General features: G+C 51.7%; 26 protein-coding genes and 1 other annotated feature. Of the genes, 4 read left to right on the top strand and 22 right to left on the bottom strand.

The window, feature by feature from the left end:
* Window positions 1–2: 2 nt before the first annotated feature.
* The 9 genes from KNO75_RS01335 to KNO75_RS01295 form a co-directional block, all read right to left on the bottom strand.
* The gene (locus KNO75_RS01335; RefSeq protein WP_214819448.1) at window positions 3–1,775 is read right to left on the bottom strand and encodes a methyl-accepting chemotaxis protein; all 1,773 of its coding nucleotides are present in this window, start codon (window positions 1,773–1,775) and stop codon (window positions 3–5) included.
* 183 nt (window positions 1,776–1,958) lie between these two features.
* On the bottom strand, window positions 1,959–2,237 hold the full coding sequence (gene yajC / locus KNO75_RS01330; protein ID WP_031421435.1) for a preprotein translocase subunit YajC: 279 nt from the start codon (window positions 2,235–2,237) through the stop codon (window positions 1,959–1,961).
* An 84-nt stretch (window positions 2,238–2,321) separates the two neighbouring features.
* Window positions 2,322–3,467 carry a tRNA guanosine(34) transglycosylase Tgt gene (gene tgt, locus KNO75_RS01325; RefSeq protein WP_015881169.1) on the bottom strand — a complete coding sequence of 382 codons (1,146 nt, stop codon included), beginning with the start codon at window positions 3,465–3,467 and terminating at the stop codon, window positions 2,322–2,324.
* Window positions 3,464–4,522: a tRNA preQ1(34) S-adenosylmethionine ribosyltransferase-isomerase QueA gene (gene queA / locus KNO75_RS01320; RefSeq protein WP_483297996.1), complete on the bottom strand. Its 1,059-nt coding sequence runs from the start codon at window positions 4,520–4,522 to the stop codon at window positions 3,464–3,466. The genes tgt and queA overlap by 4 nt, the downstream gene beginning before the upstream one ends.
* 3 nt (window positions 4,523–4,525) lie before the next feature.
* Window positions 4,526–5,527: a Holliday junction branch migration DNA helicase RuvB gene (gene ruvB / locus KNO75_RS01315; RefSeq protein ID WP_214695364.1), complete on the bottom strand. Its 1,002-nt coding sequence runs from the start codon at window positions 5,525–5,527 to the stop codon at window positions 4,526–4,528.
* 10 nt (window positions 5,528–5,537) lie between these two features.
* Complete coding sequence (ruvA, locus tag KNO75_RS01310; RefSeq protein WP_015881166.1) at window positions 5,538–6,125, bottom strand: Holliday junction branch migration protein RuvA; 588 nt, start codon at window positions 6,123–6,125, stop codon at window positions 5,538–5,540.
* Window positions 6,126–6,218: 93 nt separating this feature from the next.
* Window positions 6,219–7,298, bottom strand: a complete 1,080-nt coding sequence (gene nadA, locus KNO75_RS01305; protein WP_214819446.1) for a quinolinate synthase NadA — start codon at window positions 7,296–7,298, stop codon at window positions 6,219–6,221.
* Window positions 7,261–8,130, bottom strand: a complete 870-nt coding sequence (gene nadC / locus KNO75_RS01300) for a carboxylating nicotinate-nucleotide diphosphorylase (protein WP_214819444.1) — start codon at window positions 8,128–8,130, stop codon at window positions 7,261–7,263. The genes nadA and nadC overlap by 38 nt, the downstream gene beginning before the upstream one ends.
* Window positions 8,084–9,517, bottom strand: coding sequence for an L-aspartate oxidase (locus KNO75_RS01295; protein WP_214819441.1), 1,434 nt, complete (start codon window positions 9,515–9,517; stop codon window positions 8,084–8,086). Before KNO75_RS01295 ends, nadC begins: the two co-directional genes overlap by 47 nt.
* A gap of 95 nt (window positions 9,518–9,612) precedes the next feature.
* Here KNO75_RS01295 and KNO75_RS01290 point away from each other — a divergent pair, with 95 nt between their 5' ends.
* The 4 genes from KNO75_RS01290 (at window position 9,613) to KNO75_RS01275 (ending at window position 12,839) form a co-directional block, all read left to right on the top strand.
* Window positions 9,613–10,743: a cysteine desulfurase family protein gene (locus KNO75_RS01290; RefSeq protein ID WP_214819439.1), complete on the top strand. Its 1,131-nt coding sequence runs from the start codon at window positions 9,613–9,615 to the stop codon at window positions 10,741–10,743.
* A complete protein-coding gene (locus tag KNO75_RS01285; protein WP_214695354.1) occupies window positions 10,721–11,260 on the top strand; it encodes a transcription repressor NadR in 540 nt (179 codons plus the stop codon). Before KNO75_RS01290 ends, KNO75_RS01285 begins: the two co-directional genes overlap by 23 nt.
* A 107-nt stretch (window positions 11,261–11,367) precedes the next feature.
* Window positions 11,368–11,946 carry a DedA family protein gene (locus KNO75_RS01280; protein WP_214819437.1) on the top strand — a complete coding sequence of 193 codons (579 nt, stop codon included), beginning with the start codon at window positions 11,368–11,370 and terminating at the stop codon, window positions 11,944–11,946.
* A gap of 119 nt (window positions 11,947–12,065) precedes the next feature.
* Window positions 12,066–12,839: an NUDIX domain-containing protein gene (locus KNO75_RS01275; RefSeq protein WP_214695345.1), complete on the top strand. Its 774-nt coding sequence runs from the start codon at window positions 12,066–12,068 to the stop codon at window positions 12,837–12,839.
* Between the two features lie 43 nt (window positions 12,840–12,882).
* Here the strand turns inward: KNO75_RS01275 and KNO75_RS01270 are convergent, their stop codons facing one another.
* The 13 genes from KNO75_RS01270 to KNO75_RS01210 form a co-directional block, all read right to left on the bottom strand.
* Window positions 12,883–14,151, bottom strand: a complete 1,269-nt coding sequence (locus KNO75_RS01270; protein WP_353047561.1) for a hemolysin family protein — start codon at window positions 14,149–14,151, stop codon at window positions 12,883–12,885.
* Between the two features lie 51 nt (window positions 14,152–14,202).
* Window positions 14,203–15,492: a GTPase ObgE gene (gene obgE, locus KNO75_RS01265; RefSeq protein ID WP_074035227.1), complete on the bottom strand. Its 1,290-nt coding sequence runs from the start codon at window positions 15,490–15,492 to the stop codon at window positions 14,203–14,205.
* Complete coding sequence (locus KNO75_RS01260; protein ID WP_214819433.1) at window positions 15,493–15,933, bottom strand: Spo0B domain-containing protein; 441 nt, start codon at window positions 15,931–15,933, stop codon at window positions 15,493–15,495.
* Window positions 15,934–15,999: 66 nt separating this feature from the next.
* Entirely contained in the window at window positions 16,000–16,281 is a 282-nt protein-coding gene (gene rpmA / locus KNO75_RS01255; protein WP_015881155.1) for a 50S ribosomal protein L27, read from the bottom strand.
* A 12-nt stretch (window positions 16,282–16,293) separates the two neighbouring features.
* Window positions 16,294–16,629 (bottom strand): ribosomal-processing cysteine protease Prp, encoded by a 336-nt coding sequence (locus tag KNO75_RS01250; RefSeq protein WP_214819431.1) that lies wholly within the window; start codon window positions 16,627–16,629, stop codon window positions 16,294–16,296.
* Between the two features lie 3 nt (window positions 16,630–16,632).
* Entirely contained in the window at window positions 16,633–16,941 is a 309-nt protein-coding gene (gene rplU / locus KNO75_RS01245; protein WP_015881153.1) for a 50S ribosomal protein L21, read from the bottom strand.
* A 15-nt stretch (window positions 16,942–16,956) separates the two neighbouring features.
* Window positions 16,957–17,029 (bottom strand) — a sequence feature (ribosomal protein L21 leader region).
* A gap of 55 nt (window positions 17,030–17,084) precedes the next feature.
* Window positions 17,085–18,410 carry a ribonuclease E/G gene (locus KNO75_RS01240; protein ID WP_214819429.1) on the bottom strand — a complete coding sequence of 442 codons (1,326 nt, stop codon included), beginning with the start codon at window positions 18,408–18,410 and terminating at the stop codon, window positions 17,085–17,087.
* Window positions 18,411–18,453: 43 nt separating this feature from the next.
* Complete coding sequence (gene minD / locus KNO75_RS01235; protein WP_214695335.1) at window positions 18,454–19,311, bottom strand: septum site-determining protein MinD; 858 nt, start codon at window positions 19,309–19,311, stop codon at window positions 18,454–18,456.
* Between the two features lie 5 nt (window positions 19,312–19,316).
* Window positions 19,317–19,985, bottom strand: coding sequence for a septum site-determining protein MinC (locus KNO75_RS01230; RefSeq protein ID WP_243834777.1), 669 nt, complete (start codon window positions 19,983–19,985; stop codon window positions 19,317–19,319).
* A gap of 5 nt (window positions 19,986–19,990) precedes the next feature.
* Window positions 19,991–20,485 (bottom strand): rod shape-determining protein MreD, encoded by a 495-nt coding sequence (gene mreD / locus KNO75_RS01225; RefSeq protein ID WP_083600174.1) that lies wholly within the window; start codon window positions 20,483–20,485, stop codon window positions 19,991–19,993.
* Window position 20,486: 1 nt separating this feature from the next.
* Window positions 20,487–21,377 (bottom strand): rod shape-determining protein MreC, encoded by an 891-nt coding sequence (gene mreC, locus KNO75_RS01220; protein WP_214819427.1) that lies wholly within the window; start codon window positions 21,375–21,377, stop codon window positions 20,487–20,489.
* Between the two features lie 13 nt (window positions 21,378–21,390).
* Window positions 21,391–22,428 carry a rod shape-determining protein gene (locus KNO75_RS01215; RefSeq protein ID WP_214695333.1) on the bottom strand — a complete coding sequence of 346 codons (1,038 nt, stop codon included), beginning with the start codon at window positions 22,426–22,428 and terminating at the stop codon, window positions 21,391–21,393.
* A 197-nt stretch (window positions 22,429–22,625) separates the two neighbouring features.
* Window positions 22,626–23,066, bottom strand: a complete 441-nt coding sequence (locus KNO75_RS01210) for a hypothetical protein (protein WP_214819425.1) — start codon at window positions 23,064–23,066, stop codon at window positions 22,626–22,628.
* Window positions 23,067–23,431 lie beyond the last annotated feature (365 nt).

The following is a 23,431-nucleotide window of genomic DNA, read 5'->3' as shown; positions in this document are numbered from 1 at the left end:
TGTCATGTCGTCTTAAACACATGGACGACATCTTTTAATTCAGACGACATGTGGCTCATCGTTTCGGCGATGCTGTTGATTTCTTGGATGGCCGCGAGTTGTTCCTCAACGTTAGCTCCCGCTTCTTCGACGCTTCGTTGTGTCGAGACGGCGTTCGTGGACATGTCCTCGACCGAAACGGCAACTTCTGTCGTATTGGCACTGACTTCTTCTGTCGCCGCGGCAATCTCACTCATCTGACGCGACGTCTCTTCAATGACCGATACAATCTCGCGGAACGCCGAGGCGACTTCACCCATCTGTGATACCCCACTCTCGACATGCACGCTCGATTCTTCGAACGCCGTCTCGACTTGCTCCGTGTCACGCTGGATGTCACGGACGACTGTCTGAATTTGAATGGCAGATTGCTTCGACTCCTCGGCAAGCTTTCTCACTTCTGCCGCGACGACCGCGAACCCTTTCCCATGTTCACCCGCACGTGCCGCCTCGATGGCCGCATTGAGCGCAAGCAAGTTCGTCTGTTCCGTGATGGCCGTGATCGAACGCGTAATCTTCTCAATCTCAAGCGACTGATTCGAAAGACGGGTCACCATCTGTTGCGTGAGCTCATTGGCGCGACGAATCTCTTGCATTCGTTTCTCAGCTAATTGAACGGTCTCAAGTCCACCGTTTGCTGCTTCAAGTGTATGAATCGTCTGTTCGTTCACTCCTTGTGACGCTGCGGCAATCTGGTTCAACCCATCGACCGCTTGATTGACGCCGATCGTCCCTTCTTCCGCTCGTTTGGACGACCCTTGGGCTGCCACATTCATGTCTTCAAACAGACGAGAGACACCTTGAGTCGTTGTCGCCACGTGGTCCGTACTCGCATACAGTTCTTCTGAATAGGCAGTGACTTTTTCTGAAGCCTCGCCAACTCGACGAATCAATCCGACGAGGTTATGTTTCATCTCGTTGAAAGCCGTGACAAGATCTCCGAGTTCATCGTTTGAGGCGACCTCAATATCTTCACCCGTCAAATCGCCGCTCGCCATGATTCGTGCTTGACGACCGAGTCGGTTGATCGGTTTTAAGAAGAGGCGTTGTAAGGCAAGCAAGGACAAGATTCCGATTACGACACCGACGACGCTGATGACAAGCATCCAGAGGATCGAACTCTCCGCTTCTGCTTGCACAGCTTTCGTCTCGGACGCGAGGAGTTCACCTTTGTATTCGACAAGGTCTGTCACCGTCATCCGAACACGGTCCGTCGTCGGCGTCACGCTCGTATTGAGGACCGTCTTATACCCAATCTCATCTTGTTGCTGGCGAAGTTCGATGGCACGACTCATCTCACGGTCCAACAACTCGTTAAATTTCTCCAAATCGCCCAACCAAGATAAGATTTTCTCATCTGAAGAGGATGCCTTCAGTGAAGCCATCAACTCGTCACGCTGCTCCTGGACACTTTGCAGACTGATGAGTGTTTTCGGATTGGCAACGAGCATATAATAGTTCAAATAACGTTCCGCATCGGTCACTGCGAGCGACAGATTTTCAGCCAACAGCATCTCCTGCGTCCCCTCGCTCAACACCCGGTCATATGCGGCAGTCGATTGTCTCAGTTGATATGAACCGAGCGCCCCGACAAGAACGAGAGCAATAATTGTGGGTACTAGCGCAATCGACATGCGTCTTCTGAGAGAAGAGCGTCCCTTCTGTTTTGTACCACTCCGCTTCCATGTCCACCCTTTCCAATTCTTTATCGGTCGTACCAATCGTTTCACGTCCATGTCATCCGTTCTCCTTCATCTCGAATTTCTTCTCAACTTGACATTAATGCAAACGTTTTCATGAATCAAATCGATTTTTCGAAATAAGGTGGATGAATCACCTAATTGACATACTTTGTCAAAAAACAGTCGCTTTTCTATTTAAAAAAAGCGTCCGACCATAATGGTCAGACGCTTACTTGCTTATTCCTCAAATGAGGCATTCGCTTTTTTCACGACTTCCGCAACTGCGCTTCGGTTGAAACGGAGAAGCGATTGATCGCATTTCAAAACGACATGTGTGTCTTCGATTTGATGAACGACGCCGTGTAAACCGCCGATTGTGACAACGCTGTCGCCACGCTCGAGGGCGTTTTGCATCGCTTGTACTTCTTTTTGGCGTTTCGTCTGTGGACGAATCAACAAGAAGTAAAATACGACGAAAATCAAGATCATTGGTAATAACGCAACGATTGTTTCCATGAGTAACATTCACCCTTTCCTTCAATATCAGGTTCATTATACCGTGAAACTGAAGCATTGTCACACAATGTCCGACACGTTTGCTTAGAAATTCTTCGCGTTCGGCTTGTTGTAGCCGTATTCTTCGAAGAACTCTTCTTTGAAATCGAGCAAACGGTCTTCGCGAATCGCTTGACGAACTTGCTCCATCAACTTCACGAGGAAGTGAAGGTTGTGTGTCGTACATAAGTGAAGACCGAACATCTCGTCCGCACGAATCAAGTGATGAACATACGCACGTGAGTAGTTCTTACACGTGTTGCAGTCACACTTCTCATCGATCGGACCGAAGTCTGTCTTATATTTCGCTTGCTTGATCGTGACGCGACCTTTCGATGTCATGAGCGTCCCGTTTCGTGCAATCCGTGTCGGGAGGACGCAGTCGAACATATCGATTCCACGAATCGACCCTTCAATCAATGCGTCCGGCGAACCGACGCCCATCAAATAGCGTGGTTTGTTTTCCGGCATGAGTGGCGTCGTGAACTCGAGGGCACGATACATGACGTCTTTCGGTTCACCGACCGAGAGACCGCCGACCGCATAGCCTGGGAAATCGAGTGAGACGAGGTCTTGTGCACTTTGACGACGAAGGTCCTCATATTCCCCACCTTGAATGATCCCGAAGAGCGCTTGGTCTTCTGGACGCTCGTGTGCCTCGAGGCAACGTTCTGCCCAGCGGCTCGTGCGTTCGACCGACTTCTTCATGTATTCATGTGTCGCCGGATAAGGTGGGCACTCATCGAATGCCATCATGATATCCGACCCGAGTGCGTTTTGAATTTCCATCGCCTTTTCCGGTGACAAGAACAATTTGTCGCCGTTCAAGTGGTTACGGAAATGAACGCCTTCTTCTTGAATGTTTCGGAGGTCGGCAAGCGAGAATACTTGGAATCCGCCTGAGTCCGTGAGAATCGCGCCGTCCCAGTTCATGAACTTATGAAGCCCGCCAGCTTGTTTGATGACCTCATGTCCCGGGCGGACCCATAGATGGTACGTGTTCGACAAGATAATGTTCGCACCCATCGCCTTGACCTGTTCAGGTGCCATCGTCTTGACGCTCGCTTGCGTCCCGACCGGCATGAAGACCGGTGTCTCGAACGACCCGTGCGGCGTATGGACGATTCCGTGCCGCGCTCCGGTCTGTTTACATGTGTGAATGTGTTCGTATGTGACTGCGTGTTTTGTCATTTTGTTACTTCCTTCCTCGTGATGAGCATCGCGTCTCCAAAACTGAAGAAGCGGTATCGTTCTGCGACCGCAGTCCGATAAGCGTGTAAGATGATGTCGCGCGTCGCGAATGCCGAGACGAGCATGACGAGTGTCGATTTAGGCAAGTGGAAGTTCGTGATCAATCCATCGATTGCCTTCAATTCGACACCAGGGTAGATAAAGATGTCCGTCCAGCCCGATGACTCGACGAAATCCCCATGGTCTCGCATGATCGTTTCGAGCGTTCGTGTCGATGTCGTACCGACCGCGAAAATGCGACCACCACTCGACCGGACATCTCGGAGCGCAGCTGCCGATTCAGCTGACAACTCGAAATATTCACTATGCATCGTATGTTCTTCAATCGAATCAGCCGTCACCGGACGGAACGTACCGAGACCGACGTGAAGCGTGAGCGGGATCAACCGAACACCTTTCGCCTTCGCTGCCTCGAGCAGTTCTTCCGTGAAATGGAGACCTGCTGTCGGAGCGGCTGCACTGCCGCGTTCCCGCGCATAGACCGTCTGATAACGATCCTGGTCATCGAGTTGTTCGCGAATGTACGGCGGGAGTGGCATCGTTCCAAGCTCGTCTAAAATCTCGTAGAAGATACCGTCGTAGTCGAACTTGAAGCGACGTCCTCCTTCCGGGAGTTCCTCGACGCATTCCGCGCGGAGAAGTCCGTCACCGAACTCGACGATGGAACCGACACGAACTTTTTTCGCCGGTTTGACAAGCGCTTCCCATACGTCGTCTTCCGTCTGTTTCAATAAGAGCAGTTCCACTTTCCCGCCTGTCTCTTGTTTCGCTCCGAAGAGACGAGCCGGTAAGACGCGCGAATCGTTGACGACGAGCGCATCTCCCTCGTTCAAGTAGTCGAGCACGTCACGGAAATGACGATGCTCGATGTCTCCTGTCTCACGGTCCAATACGAGCAAGCGTGAGCTCGTCCGATCAAGCAACGGGACCTGGGCAATCAACTCTTCTGGCAATTCAAAATCATAATCGTTTACGTTCAATTGAATGTCTTGCATACCTTACTCCTCTTCCTCTTCATAACCAAAATGCGACTTGGCAAACTGTGTGATCATCCGTCCTCGCGGCGTCCGCTGCAAGAACCCTTGTTGCAATAAATATGGCTCGTAGACGTCTTCGATCGTCTGAGCATCCTCACCGATCGTTGCGGCGAGCGTCTCGAGTCCGACCGGTCCACCTCCGAACCGTTCTACCATGGCCCGAAGCAATCGGTGGTCGACTTCATCGAGTCCGAGTGCATCGACGTGTAGACGGTCGAGCGCATCGGATGCGAGCACCGGATCGATTTCTTTCGTGCCGGCCACTTGCGCGAAGTCACGGACTCGACGCAAGAGACGATTGGCAATCCGCGGCGTCCCTCGCGAGCGCTTCGCAATCGCGCCACTTGCCTCAGGTGAGATTGAAAGTCGGAACAGCTGGGCCGTCCGACTGACGATAGCCGCTAGTTCATGTGGCTCATAGTATTCAAGCTTCAACGTGACCCCAAAACGGTCCCGAAGCGGGGCCGATAACATTCCGGCCCGCGTCGTCGCCCCGACGAGCGTGAACGGTGGCAAGTCGATGCGGACGCTTCGTGCCATCTCGCCTTGTCCATAGACGATGTCGAGGCAGTAATCTTCCATCGCCGGATAAAGAATCTCTTCAATCGTCCGGCTCAAGCGGTGAATCTCATCGATAAATAAGACATCACCCGGCTCAAGTGTCGAGAGGATTGCAGCCAGGTCACCCGGTCGTTCAATCGCCGGTCCGGCGGTCGTCTTGATGCCGACGCCCATCTCGTTGGCGATAATTTGCGCGAGCGTCGTCTTCCCGAGTCCCGGTGGTCCATACAATAGGACGTGGTCGAGCGTCTCACTGCGAAGTTTGGCGGCCTGAATGAAGACCGATAAATTGCCTTTTGCCTTTTCCTGCCCGATATATTGCTCGAAGCGCTGCGGACGTAAGCTCCACTCTTCAGAGTCTTCATATTGCTGATGAGATTGTGACAACAATCGTTCGTCCATAGCTTCCTCCTTATTTCAATAACAGCTGTAGCGCGCGTTTTATGTACGCGTCGGTCGTCAAGATCTCGCCGCTCAATGCTTTGCGGACTTTCGCGATCTCTCGTTCAGAATATCCGAGGGCGACGAGCGCCTCACACGCCTCATCGAGTTCTGATGCACCTTGTGCGAACAATCCTTCGTTCGGCACATAATCCGGTGCAAGTTCGGATAACTTCCCTTTCAAGTCGAGTGCCATCTGTTTGGCCGTCTTCTTCCCGACTCCCGGGAACTTTGTCAAATACTTCTCATTCTCGGTTTCAATCGCATCGATCAACGCGTCGATATCTCCAGAGGCGACGATCGCAAGTGCCCCCTTCGGTCCGATGCCGCTCACGCTAAGGAGTTTATTGAAGAGCTCCCGTTCCCGGCGTGACCGGAAACCGTATAGCGTCTGTTGATCTTCACGGACGTAATGATGCGTAAACACGATTACATGTTCGTCTTGTTCACGATAAAAAAACGGGTTAGGCACATGTACTTTGTAGCCGACGCCCGAGACATCTAACGTTATATATTCCGCACACACATAGGCGACGGGTCCTTTTACGAATTCAATCACGGTGTAATCTCCTTTTCGGTCGGAAAAACTGCATTTATTGTACCATAACGAGCGATATGAAAAAAGGACAGGCGTTTGCCTGTCCTGAAGCGATTATCGTGCGAGCATACGTTCAAGTGCACGTTTCGACCACTCTGTCGTCTCAGTATCGACGCGAATGACGTTCACAGGGTCCGTCTCGAGCGACTCGAGCGCCCAGAGGAGATGTTGCAAGTCGATTCGGTTCATCGTCAGACATGGACACATGAACGGGTTCAACGAGACGATATCGAGATGCGGATACGTTGCCGCCAATCGGTTCACGAGGTTCATCTCCGTCCCGACCGCCCATTTTGTCCCGGGTTCGCTCGCATCAATCTTGTCGATGATATATGACGTCGATCCGGCCTCGTCGGCTGCCTGCACGACATCAAACGTACATTCCGGATGGACGATGATGCGACGATCCGGTTCGCGCTCACGGAACGATTGAATTTGCGAGACGGTGAACTTCTCATGGACAGAACAATGTCCTTTCCAAAGAATGACCCGAATCTGTTCGAGGTCTCCTTCTGCCACTAGTTCTTCGCGGAGCGGATCCCAGACGGCCATCGCCTCGAGCGGGATGCCGAGGTCATACGCCGTATTCCGTCCGAGATGCTGGTCGGGAAGGAACAAAATCCGCTCTCCTGCCTCAAGCGCCCAGCGGACGATCTCATGTGCGTTCGACGATGTGACGGTCGCCCCGCCATGACGTCCGACGAAAGCCTTGATGGCCGCCGTTGAATTGACGTATGTAATCGGGATAATCCCTTCCCCGAACTGCTCCGTCAACTCTTCCCACGCAATCTCTGTCTGATCGATATCAGCCATGTCTGCCATGGAGCAACCGGCCCGCATATCAGGCAAGACGACAATCTGGTCGTCGCGTGTCAACATGTCTGCTGTCTCCGCCATGAAATGCACGCCACAGAAGACGATGAATTCCGCTTCGCTCATCTGTTCCGCGAGGCGCGCGAGCTGGAGCGAATCCCCTGTCGCGTCCGCGAATTGGACGACCTCGTCTTTTTGATAGTGATGCGCCGGTAAGAAGAGACGTGTCCCGAGCCGGTCCTTGACCGCCTGAATCCGTGTCTCCATTTCCTCCACTGACAGATTAGCGTACGTCGGTGGGAGTGTTCCGAGTAGTTGCATGTTTCATTCCTCCTTGTAAATTCATACTGCAGTCGAGCGCCCGTACCGAGTGGGTCAACTGACCGAGTGAGATGACATCGATGCGAATCCCCCGATAGTCGGCAATCGTGTCGAGCGTGATGCCGCCAGACACTTCGATCGTGATATGGTCAGGAATATGCTGGACCCATTCTCGCAGTTCATCCGGTGTCCGATTATCGAGCATCACAATATCCGGATTCGCTTGAACGGCTTCTAAGAGCTGGGCGAACGATTCGACCTCGACCTCAATCGGGGTCGTATGACCGACTCTCGAACGGGCGGCGTGAATGGCTTCTGTCACACCGCCGAGTGCGACGATATGGTTGTCTTTGATCATGACGGCATCGTCGAGGCGGAGTCGATGGTTGTAACCGCCACCGACACGAACGGCATACTTCTCAAGCATGCGGAGTCCCGGTGTCGTTTTCCGCGTATCTGTGACGTGAATCGAGTCCTCGTCGAGCACATCGACACATTGACGTGTCATTGTCGCAATCCCGCTCACTCGTTGAATCACATTTAACAGCACGCGTTCCGTCTCTAACAGGACACGAGTCTTTCCTTTCAAGACGATCAGTTCATCGCCAGGGGCAATCCGACTCCCGTCATCTTGGCAATCCACCAACTCGAGTTGTTGCATTCTAGCAAGTTCTTGAACAATCGGCTTCCCGCAGAAGACGCCTTGCTCTTTTGCAATGATGGTTGCGACTGACTCGTCCTGTTCATCGATCAGCTCACTTGATAGATCGCCATATCCGATATCCTCAATCAGAAACTGTCGTAGCTGTTCGCGTAGATAAATCGTGTTCATCGTACCTCTCCATTTCGAGGATGCTTTGCGCGATGAGACGCGCCGCATCGAGTTGTAAAGTTTGTTCACTTAATTGTCTTGTCACGTGTTTCGTCATGGTCAACGTTTGGGTATTTTGTAAGAAACATTTTATTTCGTCGTGATTCGGTGAAATCGTCAACCACTTGCCGATTTGATGACGGAGCGCACGGAACGTGTCAGGTGAGATGTCATACGCCATCACATCGCTCGTCGCAAAGCCTCTGTCCTTCACTTGAATCGCCTCGGCGACACGTTTTCCGAACACCCAGCATTCCAAGAGTGAATTCGAGGCCAGTCGATTCGTCCCGTGTACACCTGCTTCCGCCACTTCTCCGACGGCATACAAACCGTCGACGTCCGTTCGACCCGCGTCATCCACTTCGATTCCGCCCATATGAAAATGGAGGCCTGGGCGAACGGGGATTTGGCGAAGGTCGATGCCTAACTTGTCACACGCCGTTGCGAGTTTCGGGAACCGTTCACGTAGTCGCGTCACACTAGTCGTATCGAGAAAGATGGGTTCAACTCGGTCTGTCAGGACACGGGCCACCACGTCTCGAGGGGCGAGACTCCCAAGCGGGTGATGCGCCATCACATCATTTCCGTATGGATCGACGAGCTTCGCACCGGCACCACGGAGCGCCTCGGTGACGAGATGAGGTTCCTCGGCGGCCAACAAAGTCGGGTGAAATTGGATTCGCTGTAAGTTCGTCAGTTTGGCTCCGCATCGATTTGCCAAAACGAGACCGTCACCGGTCACCGTCTGCGCGTTCGAGGTCCAATCAACAAGTCCACCGATTCCGCCTGTCGCGAGAACGACGGCACCTGCCTCGATGTGCAGCCATTTTTCTTTCTGAAACGCCATCGCACCGACGACTCGTCCTTCCTTCATCACAAGGTCATGGACGAGGACGTGTTCGAGTATGTTCACGTTGTCCGGTAAAGACTGACGCAAGTGCCGCATGACATGTCGCCCGGTCTCGTCACCCCCGGCATGAAAGATGCGATGCAACCGATGAGCCCCTTCCCGTCCGAGGGCATACCCTTTCTCGTCACGATCGAAGCGGACACCGAACCGTTCCATCTCTTCAATCGCTCGACGTCCTTCTTCCACGAGAATGTCGACACGTTCTGAGCACGATGTCTGATTCGAAGCAAGCATCGTGTCTTCTTTATGTGCCTCACTCGTCTCCTCGAGATACGAGCTCGCAATCCCCCCTTGTGCCAAATCGGAGTTCGTCGACGTCGCCTCCCCTTTGGAGACGAGGAGGACAGACAATGAGGATGGCACATGTAGCGCCGTCGCGACGGCGGCAAGTCCTGTTCCAATAATCAAAATGTCGGTTTTCTCTATCTGTAAAGACACCTGTATATCACCTGTTTTTCATATGTAATGTTGACTTGTAAACTAGTTTCGCATAATTTTGTGTAGAAGACAACATGAGAAAAGGGGAGTCCATGATGAACCGCTACTTCGACTACGCCGCTACACACCCTATGACACATGCAGCATTAGACCATTACGTGGCTATGGCCAAAAACGTTTATGGGAACCCATCATCACTCCACGCGCACGGATATATGGCTGAAGATTATTTGACAGAGGCACGGCGACTACTTAAACAAGCACTCGGACTCGACGTCTTACGTGGGAAGTTATTGTTTACCGGAAGTGGTTCTGAAAGTAACTACATCGCACTGACGAGCTTACGGAAGCGCATGAAAGGGAAAGAAGTGATCACGTCCTGGCACGAACATGATTCAGTCGCCCTCCTACTTGAAGAATGGGAACGCGAAGGGATCATCGTCCATCGCTTGAAACTGAAAGACGGAAAGTTTGATCTAGAGACGTTCACGCACTTACTCGACCGTGACATCGGACTCGTCACGCTCCAACACGTCAATTCCGACACGGGATGGGTGTTGCCGCTCCATCACATCCAATGTCTCCTAAAATATAAAAAGATTCTCTTTCACGTGGACGGGGTACAGGCACTCGGGAAAATCCCCATCTCCGTTGAAGGAATCGACGCCTACTCGTTCAGCGCCCATAAGGTCGGTGGACCAAAAGGGATCGGAGCCCTCTATATGGAACGCTTGATTCCCCCACCTTACTACCCAGGTCATCACCAATACGGGATTCGTCCAGGTACGATCGATGTTCCCGGAATTAGCGCCTTCGTCAAAGCGCTCGGGGAACGTCAGGATCAACTGACACGTTTTCAGAGAAATTTCATGGCGTTTCGTGCTATCTTGAAAGAGAAGACGTCAGCGTATGTCCATTGGCTCGAGTTTGACGAACAAAGTCCCGCTATCTTTTCCTTCGTATCCCATCAACGCGACGGACAATGGTGGATGACCGAGCTCGACGACCTCGGGTTCCAAGTATCCGCCGGGTCAGCATGTCGCGCCGGTCAGAACGGACCGAACCGCATGCTCGAAGCACTCGGATATGAGACGAGCGCCTGCCACGGACTCGTCCGCATTTCCTTCGGCGCGCAAACGACCGTCGAAGACACATCGGCCCTCGCCGATGCCATCGTCACTTTAGCAAGGAGAGTCGAACATCATGAACAAACGTTTAGCCGGTGAAGAACGCCGTCGCACTTTACTTCAACTGATCGAATCGAGCAATGAACCGATCACTGGATCTGAACTGGCAAGGCACGTATCCGTCAGTCGCCAGGTCATCGTCCAAGACTTGTCGCTCTTAAAAGCGAAAGGTCACCAAATCGTCGCCACCGCGCGCGGTTACGTCTATTTGCACGGCGACTTCACCCCGTCTACCTATTCAAAAAAAGTAGCTTGCCGCCATACGGCAGAGGAGATGGAGGCAGAGATGAACGCCATCGTCGATGAAGGGGTCACCATCAAAGACGTCATCATCGACCACCCTGTTTACGGATCCATCACGGGACAGCTCATGGTGAAGAGTCGACGTGACGTCCGCGCCTTCCTCGAACGGGTCAAGGCGCACGGGGCCTCCCCTCTCTCTCAATTGACCGGAGGGTTACATGTCCATACTCTTGAAGCCGATCATCAGGAAGCGATTGATGCCGCGGTGAAAGAGCTTGACCGGCTCGGTATTCTCGTATCCGAATTAGATTGAAGAGATGTCACGAATATGTGACATCTCTTCTTTTTCTTTTCAGTCATGTCCGTTATACTGATGGATGGAACAAGTTTCCTGCAATCACCTTGAAAGGAGGTCTCGTCATGAACGTCCTCGAGCACATGCTCGCCGTATGTGGTGTCTTCAGCATTCCTCTCGGCATCTTCATCCAATTCATCCCGAACGAACTCGTTCTCGCATATGGCGGCTTTCTCGTCGATTCGCATGACGCGTCTTTCTTCCTGATGTTCCTACTGGCGTGGGTTTCCTTCATGCTCAGTCAGATCGGTCTTTACTGGATCGGTCGATATGGTGGGCGTCCCGTCGCCTTGAAGCTGTATCGTTACTTCCGGATTCGGCAAGACAAGCAACTGCGGGCCGAGCGCTGGTTTGAGAAGTACGGGGCATGGATTGTCTGTCTCAGCCTGTTCTGGCGCCAGCTGTTCGCAGTCAGTGCCGGCGTGATGCGCCTGTCGTTCCGAAAGTTCTTGTCGGTGACGACACTCATTTTTGCCGTCTGGTCATTCATCTTCATTCATGTCGGGATGATGCTCGGCGACAACTGGCGGATGATTGGCCACTTCATGGACGACATCCTGCCCTTCCTGGCGCTCGCCATCGGAATTTTTCTCGTTGTCCGTCATCTTCGTCAGCATCCGAAACACGTGAAAGAATCAGCGTAACTTGCGCTGATTCTTTTTTTGTCAGAAAGGGAAACGCTCACACCTGTCGAATAAGAACCATGTAAGCGAATCGCGGTCACACAAACAGGACACCGCACAACGAAAAAGGAGGAATCACCATGTTCCATCGCCGTAAAACGTATACGATTCGACCTGAACGCCTGCAAGAATTCACCGACTTCTTCCATACATACATCTATCCGATTCAAGCGTCCCATGGCGCCCGACTCGTCGGACGCTGGGTGACCGAGGACAAGTCGGAGGTCATGGCATTATGGGAATATCGGGACCGTGAACACTATGAACAGGTCGAGCGGGACTACCGCGGCAGCACGTTGCGACGGGATGCCATGAAGCAGCGGGCCCGCCTCGGAAAAGACTTGTATATCAAGTCGAGCGAAGAGTTCATGATGCCGACCGGTCACTACACGCCGCCGCGTGCGATCGTCTGTGTGACAGCGTATATTACGAATGAAGCGGGTGAGGTCCTCCTCGTCAAAAACATGCACCGGAACGATTCGTTCGAGATGCCGGGTGGACAGGTGGAAGAACACGAGTCGCTCGTCGACGCCATTCACCGTGAAGTGGATGAAGAGACCGGCGTGAAAATCGAGGTGGAAGGCATCACGGGAATCTATCAAAACGTGTCGTCCCGCGTCCTCTGCGTCACGTTCCGTGCGAAATATGTATCCGGTGACCTCAGACCACAAGCCGGGGAAACACAGGAAGTCGGATTCTACAAAGTCGACTCCCGTAACGTCGGTGACTATATCAAACGGGAACACTTCCAGATGCGCTTCCTCGATGCGATCGACCCTGTATATATGCCATACGCCATCTATAAAGTACGTCCATACGAATTGATTGAGCGCATCGAGCGCCAATCGGTGTAACGCAAAAAGGGATGATCCGCTACGCGCGAATCATCCCTTTTCTTTATGCTTCTTCTTGTAGGTCTTCTTGCTGTGATTGTCCAGTCTCCACTAACAGTTTCCGGACACGGCGTTTTTCCACGTGGAGAACGGTGAACGTCATGTCTTGATACGTGACTTGTGCACCTTTCTCCGGAATGTCGCCGAGTAATTCAACGAACCAACCGCCCATCGTGTTGGAATCGACGTCTGGTTCCGCAATCCCCATCTCTTCGGCGAATTCATCGACGTTCATGTCAGCCATACATTCGTAGACCCCTTCACGGAGACGTCGGAGATAGACGACAGATTCGTCGTGCTCATCCCAGATGTCGCCGACGAGTTCTTCAAGCATGTCTTCTAACGTGATGAGACCCGCCGTGCCCCCGAATTCATCGAGGACGACAGCCATGTGAGATTGCTTCTGTTGGAGAATCGGAAGTAGTTCAATCAATTTCGTCTGTGGTGACACGTACGTGAGCGGTCGGATGAGCGAACGGACATCCGTCACTTCATCCTTCATCATCGAACGTAAGAAGTCACGTTCTGACAAGACACCGATGACGTTGTCGATCGAGTCTTTGTAGACCGGCAAACGTGAATGTCCACCACTGAAAATCGTGTCTTTGATTTCATCGAGCGAATCGTCGATGTCGACAGCCAAAATATCGATTCGCGGCGTCAAGACGTCATCGACGGTAATATCGTTGAAAGCGAAGGCGCTATGGACGAGCTCAGCTTCTGTCTCACCAAGCACACCTTCCTCTTCCCCCATATCGACGAGCACTTTCAACTCTTCTTCCGTGACTGACGGCTCCTTGTCTTTCATCCCGATCATCCGAAGCGTCAACTTCTTCAACCCAGTGAAAATCATCGTCACCGGTTTGAGGACTTTGACGAGGAACACGAGAATCCCGCTGATGAGAAGCGAGTACTTCTCCGCAAACTCTTTAGCGAGCGACTTCGGTAAAATCTCACCAAAGATCAAAATGATGACCGTCGTCGCGAACGTCGACACGAGAAGACCCGTACCGCCACTGAAAATCGATGTGGCGATGGCGGTCGATACCGTTGCCGAACCGATGTTGACGATGTTGTTCCCGACAAGGATCGTCGAGAGTGTATCGTCAAAGCGGTCGACGAGACTGAGGACGCGTTTGGCGGCTTTATCGCCGTCTTCTGCCATCCGAATCATCCGAACACGGTTTACACTTGAAAGCGCCGTTTCTGCTGATGAGAAAAACGCTGACAACATGATGAGAACTACATATAGAATTAAACTTGACGAGGGCACAGGGTCCACGTTAGCTTCACACTCCGTTTCTTCTTAACAAATAATTTTTTCTTACTCCACGAACTCGAATTCGAAGTCGAGAATCGCAACGACGCTGCCATCTTCGGCACCGAGCTTACGAAGATCATCATCGACACCCATCTGACGCATTTGACGAGCGAATCGTTTGATTGACTCATCATGGTCAAAGTTCGTCATCTTGAAGAGCTTCTCGATACGAGGGCCCGTGATGACGAAGCGATCGTATTCATCGATGTGGATCTGATAGCCTTTCTCTTCCTTCTCATAACGATACACGACACGAGGCGTCGCTGTCTTCTCTTCAAGCTCATCGAGTGGGAATTCAGGTGTCGTATCGACAAAGTTCGCCACTTCAATCAACAAGTTACGAAGACCATCTTGTGCGAGGGCAGAGATTGGGAAGACTTTGACATCGTCTCCTACCTTCTTCTTGAACTCTTCAAGATGTTCCTCTGCGTCCGGCATATCCATTTTATTTGCGACGACGACTTGTGGACGTTCGAGAAGTCGTAGGTTGTACGACTCAAGCTCACGGTTGATCGTCGTGTAGTCTTCGAACGGGTCGCGTCCTTCCATTCCACTCATATCGATCATGTGAACAATAACTTTCGTCCGTTCGATATGACGAAGGAATTGGTGACCGAGACCGACACCTTGGCTAGCCCCTTCAATCAAACCTGGAAGGTCGGCCATGACGAAGCTACGGTCGTCCGCTGTCTTGACGACACCGAGGTTCGGTGTGATCGTTGTGAAGTGGTACGCCCCGATTTTCGGACGTGCCGAAGAAACGACCGACAGCAATGTTGATTTCCCGACAGACGGGAAACCGACGAGTCCAACGTCTGCGAGGAGTTTCAATTCAAGACGCAATTCGCGCTCTTGACCTGGTTCACCGTTCTCCGCGATTTCTGGAGCCGGGTTGGCTGGTGTCGCGAAACGACAGTTCCCACGTCCACCACGTCCACCTTTAGCGATCGTCGCTTGTTGTCCGTGCTCCGTCAAGTCGGCGATGACTGTATCCGTCTCTGCGTCGAATACGATTGTGCCAGGTGGGACTTTGACGATGAGCGGTTTCGCTTTACGTCCGTGCATCCCTTTTGACATTCCTTTTTCGCCATCATGGGCGATAAACTTCTTCGAATAACGGAAATCAACGAGTGTGCGCAATCCTTCTTCTACTTCGAAGACGACGTCTCCACCGTGACCACCGTCACCACCTGCAGGTCCACCATCTGGGACATACTTTTCGCGACGGAAGGCAACCATCCCTTTTCCGCCGTCTCCAGCTTTTACAAAAATATTAACCTGATCGACAAACATTTATTTCCCCTCCTTTATGTGAAACGTAGTCATCTCTACGTTCTGTTCGTACACATCGGCTGACGTGAACACGTCTTCCGGGACATTTCCCGTGACGCGAACCATCAGTCCGTCCGTGAACGTCACATGAATCGGCCCGTCCGTGTCTTTCAACAAGCGGACAAGCATCTCTGCCACTCGCGCATCATCGATGGCGAGTTGGTCGGTCGAAATCGTATACGTCATCCGTCCTTCCCAATTCGCTTGAATCACGACAAGGCTCGTCTGTGGCACGTTCAAACGAACGAGCGCACTCTCCTCGTCGGCCTGTTTCCGATAGCGTTCGTATAGTTCCTCGAGCTTAGTCGGATCGAGTGCCGCATAGAGCGAGATCAATTGAAGCCGATTCATCCATTCGTGACGGACGGTCGATAAAAGCTCGAGTGTCTGTTCTGAATCCATTTGATCCTCTCCTAGAAAAAAAGACTCTAACCAAAAAAGTGGCTAGAGTCTTCTGCGTCGTTCAACTTACGCGACTGGGTAAACGCTCACTTGTTTCTTGTCGCGACCAAGACGCTCATAGCGTACTACGCCGTCAACTTTCGCAAACAAAGTGTCGTCGCCACCACGGCCAACGTTTTCACCTGGGTGAATCTTTGTACCGCGTTGGCGGTAAAGGATTGATCCAGCTGAAACTGTTTGTCCGTCAGCGCGTTTTGCACCGAGACGTTTCGAAATTGAGTCACGACCGTTTTTAGTCGAACCAACTCCCTTTTTCGAAGCGAAGAACTGAAGGTTCAATTGTAACATGAGGTCCACCTCCTATTGTTCAATTTGGATATATTCACCGTAGCTTCGGGCGACCGTGTCTAACTGCACGAGCATCCCTTCTAATAACAGTTGGGTGCGTTCCATATCCTGCGGTGATAAGTCAGGATACGTCTCGACATAAAAGTAACCACCCTCTGTTTGATCTGCCATTTCTACAAGAAGCGATTGACCCGCAAGCGTTTCGACGGCGTTATAGGCACCAAATATGATGGCTGAAACACCGGCGCACACCAAGTCAGAACCAGGTTCTGCAAAGTTGGCATGACCAGTCACTTCGACGGAGCGAATCGAGTTCGCCTCGTCTCGTCTTACCTTGACCCGAATCATAGCTTACGCTTCGATTTTCTCGATGCGAACTTTCGTGTAAGGCTGACGGTGACCTTGCTTACGACGGTAGTTTTTCTTAGCTTTCATTTTGAAGACAGTGATCTTCTTAGCGCGGCCGTGTTTTACCACAGTACCGACAACTTTAGCGCCTTCTACGAGTGGAGCGCCGACTTTAACATCGTCACCACCAACGAAAAGAACCTCACCGAATTCTACAGTACCTTCGACATCAGCATCGAGTTTTTCGATGTAGATCTCTTGACCTGCTTCAACTTTGATTTGCTTACCACCAGTTTTGATGATTGCGTACATATACGTGCACCTCCTTGTTAAACTCAGACTCGCCATCCTGGGCAGGGCAAATACCTTTAAAACCCGTTCTGTGCGGTTGTAGCCATTTGGGTGCTTCCAAACGAACTAACGTTATAGATAATACCACTCTCAATTATTCATTGTCAACGGCGAGATAAGAAATTCTGACATTCTGCGGACGTCCCGTAAAAGGCGAACTCCGGCTCTCCTTCGACGAGGTGTACGTCGATGTCAAATTCATGCCAGGAAGCGGCATGCCACTTTTTCGGTAGTGAGAGCACGACCGCCTCGTATTGCCCGCTCAAATCAAGGAGCGCGCGTTCAAACTGCGAGAAGACGGCCAGTTTCGACGGCTTGCCACCGTGCGTCATCCGGTCTTGGATCGAGCGTCCGGTCCGCTCCCGTGACAATTCGAATAACCCCATCCGTGTGAAGCCGTACACTTCGACGCGTCGTGGGTCACGTGCCCCGAGCTCTTTCATCTTTTTCAGGAGACGGGTCTGACCATCTTTCGAACCGCGTAGGAAGTCGATGACGATCATGCCGCCGATGTTACGTAAACGCAACTGCTCCATGATCGTATAGAGCGCTGCTTCATTGATTGTGTCGGCCGCGCGTCCCTTGTCTTTGACGGCGACGTTCTTCCCGCTGTTGACGTCGATGACGGTCATCGTCTCGACTTGTTCGATCAAGACGAACGCCCCGCCATCTAACCAGACGGCACGACTCTCGAGCTTTTCAATCGCCTCGTCGAGTCGCTTCGCCTCTGGAATTCGACCTTTGCCGATGTGGCGTTTCACGGGAACGTCCAAGCGTTCGATACGCGCCTGTCCTTCTTTGTCGTTCAAGAGGACCGATTCGACCGCATGACGCCGTACGAAATGTTCACAAAGTAGTTCGTCTTGTCCGTATCGCTGTTCGATTACAGCTTTCGCACGATCTCGGAGCAGGTCGAGTTCTTCTTGTAAGGCGTCTGGCGCCACTTGTCCGGCCTCCGTCCGAAACAGGACCCCTTCCTCTTCTGTAAGGGCAACCGACTTCGAGAGGCGGTCCTGCGTGACGAGGTCGAGCTTGCGACTGAACAGTTTCCGACGACCGTATGGGAAGTAGACGAGGTAACGTCCACCGAACCGAATGTTTTCGGTCACTTTATGATGCTTGCCGTTGATGCCTTCTTTCGTCACTTGCACGAGTCGTTTTTCCCCGACAACAGCCGCTTGTCCGATGGCAGGCACGTCCGGATACGAGGCCAGTGCGCGAAGCGTCTCCGCAATCGGTAAAAAGAACGTCGTCTCCCCGTCCGTCAAAAAAGCCGCACCGAGTGACGGGTGGATCCGTTCAATCGCAGCCTCGACAATCGTACCGACCGACAATTGGTCGACGAAGCGTTCTTCGACCTCGAGTAACCGTTCCCCGTCCACGAGCATCGCCCGTTCAATGGAAGGTGTTCGTTCGTAGATTAACTTCATGTGCACCTCTCCTTTCGACAGAAAAAGGCAACTTTCGTTGCCTTTACGCTTTTTTCATTCCAAATTTCATCATGAGTCGTGCCCAGAAGCCGACCGGTGCCGTCTCTGTCTGAATCGACATGAGCGGGACCGATTCGCCGAGGATGCGACGCGTGATGTTGCGGTACGCTTGTCCGGCATTGTTGTCCGGGTTCATCGTGACCGGCACCCCGCGGTTCGCAGCGGCAATGACTTCCTCGTCATCGATGACGACCCCAAGGAGGTCGATTGACAAGATCCGCATAATGTCATCGATATCGAGCATATCGCCCGATTCGACGAGGTGATTCTTCACCCGGTTGACGACGAGCTTCGGTGCTTCGATATGACTCGCTTGCTCGAGCATCCCGATGATGCGGTCCGCGTCTTGAACGGCGGCCTTCTCAGGCGTCGTGACGACAATCGCCTCATCCGCTCCGGCGATTGCGTTCATGAACCCTTGCTCGATCCCAGCAGGACAGTCGATCAAGACGAAATCATATTCCGTCTTCAGTTGGTCGACAATCTCTTTCACTTGCTCAGGATTGACCGACGTCTTGTCTTTCGACTGTGCGGCCGGAAGTAAGTACATCTCTTCGAACCGTTTGTCGCGAACGAGCGCCTGATTCAACTTACATTGTCCCGTGATGACATCGACGAGGTTATAAATGCTCCGGTTGTCGAGTCCGAGAATGATATCGAGGTTACGCAACCCGATATCCGTATCGACGAGACAGACCGAGTGTCCAGACAAGGCGAGCCCCGTCCCGATGTTGGCGGTCGTCGTCGTTTTCCCGACGCCCCCTTTTCCTGATGTCACGACGATGGCTCTGCCGTTTTTCACTTCTTTTTCTGTATGTACAGGCTCCACTACTTGCTCCATTCCACTCACCCTCTCTGTAATTCCATTGCATATGCGTCTTTCAGACCGGTCATGACGTGGCGGAGACGTGTCATCTCGATCCCGTCATTCGTCTGATACGCACAACCCATCTCAATCTCAGGAAGTTCTTCCTCATCGTCGGACGTGAGAACATGTTCGCCGATTGCCAAAAACTTCGGATGGAGGAGGCTCGCGGTAATGACCGCTTCTTCCCATCCTTCGACACCCGCACGCACATTTCCTCGTATCGTGCCCAAACAATAAATACTTCCTGTCGCCCGAACCTCAGAACCGGGGTTGATGTCCCCAATCACAAGCACCGAGCCATCAAACGCGAGGACCTGTCCACTACGAATCGTCCCGCTATGATAGTGGAACGTCTTTCTGCCGTACGTCGCTTTCGCTTCTTCCGTCAACATGACATCGCTCGACAGGTCTTCAATATAAAAAACGCCATGACGAGCGACGACCTCACGAATTTGACGTGTCAGCTCCTCGTCAAGATAACGAGTTCCCGCGTGCAACTTCAGGGCAATCTTACCGGACGGCGGCTCCATTTCTTGTAATGTCGCTTCAAAGTCCGTAAGCACCTCGTCGATGCCACTCTTCGGATTGAAGTGAATGGCAATTCCGTTGCGATGTCCTTTAATCGTAATGTGTCGTTTACGCTCCATCATGGCTACCCTCTTTTCACAACAGGTCGGATCGTCACATATCGCATCATCGGATAATAAAGAATCACGATGGCGATGGCATTGACGAGCACGGTCCCTGGAATCTGTTCAATCAATAGTGTTTGAATCGTCATCAACGTCCCACCAATCGCTGCCATGATCCCGTATATCGCAACTGTGAATACGACAATCATGAACGTAAAGGTGATGGTGACGGAGAAGAAGTTCTCACCTATATATTTTAACACGAAGCTGGCTAAGAGAGGAATGAGTGAAAAAGTAAATACATAAATTCCGAGCAAGTCGGTGTAGACGATATCATACAGCAACCCGAATACAAGACCGAACCCGAGCGCCGTCTCCCATCGACCGTACAGACTGACGAACATCAGCCCGATTAGCGTCAATAAAAGATAAGGCGTGGCATAGTGCCACGAGAAAATTGATGCCCACGTTCCTTCAATAAGAAAAAGGAGGAACAGGGCGATGAACACTTTCATGTTACTCACCCGCTGCTCCTCCTTCCTCGGGACCCGTTAGAAACGGTTCGTCTAGTGTCCGATCAATCACGTACATTTGTGAGAACTCATTGAAATCGGCCTCCGGTTTGATCCGGGCGACTTGCGAGACGCCATATTCGTCCGTCTCGATCGACTCGATCGTACCGATGACGAGTCCGGCCGGGTAACGTCCCCCGAGTCCAGAGGTCGATACGATTTCTCCTTCTTTCAGCTTGACGCTATTCGATACTTTCGTGAAGAACAACTCGTTCGTCTCCGTATCGAAGCCGTCAATCGTCCCATACGTCGCTTTGCCGTCCGCATCTTTGACGACAGCCGAGACGTTGTTCGTCCGGTTGTTGTCGCTGAGCAGTTGCACTTGTGACGTATAGGCGCTCGTTTGAATGACACGACCGACCATCCCGCTCGCCGCGGTCACGGCCATGCCCTTCTCAACGCCGCGTTCAGAACCGACGTTGATGGTGACGTAGCGTTGCCAATCGTTCGGTGTCCGACCGATGACCTCCGCCGGAATGAGGTCAAAGTCACGTAACGACTCGTCTTTCGCTTCGACCATTTTCCGAAGCTCCTCATTCTCACGGCGCAAATCATCCGCCTCAACCGATACCTCGGCGTACTTCGCCAAATGTTCTTTCAGTTGACGGTTCTCTTCGTAGATGTCGCGGACGTCCGAGATGGATGAGACGGTCGAGTCCATCCATCCGATTGGTACCGCGAACACTCGCTGGAACGTGCCGACCACATCACGCGTGACGTCTTGGTACCAGGCTGATTCCGATCGTCCTCGAATCGAAACCCCTAAAATGACGAAAAACAAGATCAGTACAATTAGCGTGATGATGAGCTTTTTATTACGTACGAATCGGCTCATCGTGTCTCACCTCTCATCGACGTGACGAGATGCCTGATTTCGAACGGAGGACGTCCATCATTTCAAGAGATTTTCCTGTACCGACTGCTACACAGTCGAGTGGCTCATCCGCAACGAGTGTCGGGATGTGCGTCTCGTCTGAGATGACGTCGTCCAAGTTTTTGAGGAGCGCGCCGCCGCCAGTCAAGACGATTCCACGGTCCATCACGTCAGCCGCGAGTTCTGGTGGTGTTTGTTCAAGCGTCTGCTTGACACCTGCCAAGATCGCTTCGACTGTATCTGAGAGTGCTTCGCACACTTCTGTAGACGACACTTCGATTTGTTTCGGAAGTCCTGTCACGAGGTCTCGACCACGGATTTCCATCTTCTCTGCCTCGTTCGATGCGTCGATACGTGCTGAACCGACTTCCATCTTGAGCGTCTCGGCCGTACGTTCCCCAATCATGAGGTTGTACTTGTTTTTGATGTAACGAATAATGGCGTCATCCATTTCGTCACCACCGACACGAATCGATTGGCTTGTCACGATGCCGCCGAGTGAGATCACTGCGACTTCGGTCGTACCGCCACCGATATCTACGACCATCGAGCCAGTCGGTTCCCAAACCGGGAGACCTGCGCCGATTGCTGCCGCGAACGGTTCTTCGATTGTATAAGCTTCACGAGCGCCTGCTTGTTTTGCCGCGTCTTCAACAGCGCGTTTTTCAACAGACGTGATGCCACTTGGCACACAAATCATGACGTTCGTCTTCGATGAGAACAAACCGCCTTTTGATTTTTGAGCTTGCTCCATGAAGTATTTGATCATCGTTGCTGTCGTTTCAAAGTCAGCGATAACGCCGTCTTTCATCGGACGACGAGCAGAGACGTTCCCTGGTGTACGTCCAATCATATCTTTGGCCTGGTTACCAACGGCCTCAATTCTACCTGTATCTGTGCGGAACGCCACAACGGACGGTTCACGAACAACAATTCCTTGACCCTTTACGTAAACGAGCGTGTTAGCCGTTCCAAGGTCGATTCCGATTTCTCGGTTAAAACTACGAAACATAGGTGTTGCTCCTCTCTTCGTTACACTATTTTTTATTATAACGGAAAAATCATGTTTGAAAACGTTCATTCGATTACAGGTTATTTACAATAACTGCATCTCAGTCCTGTCTCACCGTCTACTAGTTTGCCTTCTTTTAAGGAAAAAGGCAAATCAAAAAAGCAGACGCGAGTGGGCGTCTGCCTAAGAGAGAACGGTTACAAACCAGGTTGGAGCGGAAGCAGTAACATCGCGCCGTAAAAGAAGACTGAGAAGATCAGGACCGGTCGAAAGAAGCGGGACGGCTTCAAGCGCGTCGCTCCGGCTAAAAAGCTCGTCGTCGTCATGACGAATATGTAGATCCCAACGTACATGAGTAGCAAGCGGACAAGTACCGTCCAGATGCCGAGTTGGTCGAGTTCGTTGAATGCGAGCACGATCAGACCAAGGTAGGCGATGAGCGATAGGACGCCCACTCCGACGCCGACGAGCGGTGAGACGCGATCGAGCCAGTGGTCCTCGTCGAACCGAAGGAATAGCGCTGTACTCACAAATATAAATAAGACGAATAGGACGAGCGAGAAGATGGTTGTGTCTAGATGGACGTAACTCACGAGGAGCGAGACGCCGAGCATTAACAACCAGATGATTTTTTCCATGTTGAACACCTCACTTAATATCTTACCAAAGTCTCTGATTCAATTGGAGGAAATTGTATATTCCTTTTTCTTAGTCATAGTTTCTTTAATGTATGCAAGGTATTTTGTTGCAAGGAAACGTGGAGATTGTCTTCGTTTAACTGGACTTATAGCCATCGCTTTTCATTCGTTCGTTTGACGATTTTGATCCTTGTCATTGACGCCATAAAAAACCATTGATAGACCTATAATCAAACAAATTAGACCCCCAAGCCCTGTTGTTATGATTGACGACTGTTCAGGATAAAATTCTTTACTTAGACTCAGGAATATAAAAAATATCCATCCTACAAGATTAATCTTATGTCTTTTTGACAATCCAGCTC

Origin of the sequence: Exiguobacterium sp. s35 (assembly GCF_018617535.1) — a bacterium.
Taxonomy (GTDB): domain Bacteria; phylum Bacillota; class Bacilli; order Exiguobacteriales; family Exiguobacteriaceae; genus Exiguobacterium; species Exiguobacterium aestuarii.
Note: the sequence above shows the minus strand (reverse complement) of the source record. Positions and strands in the feature narration are given on the sequence as shown.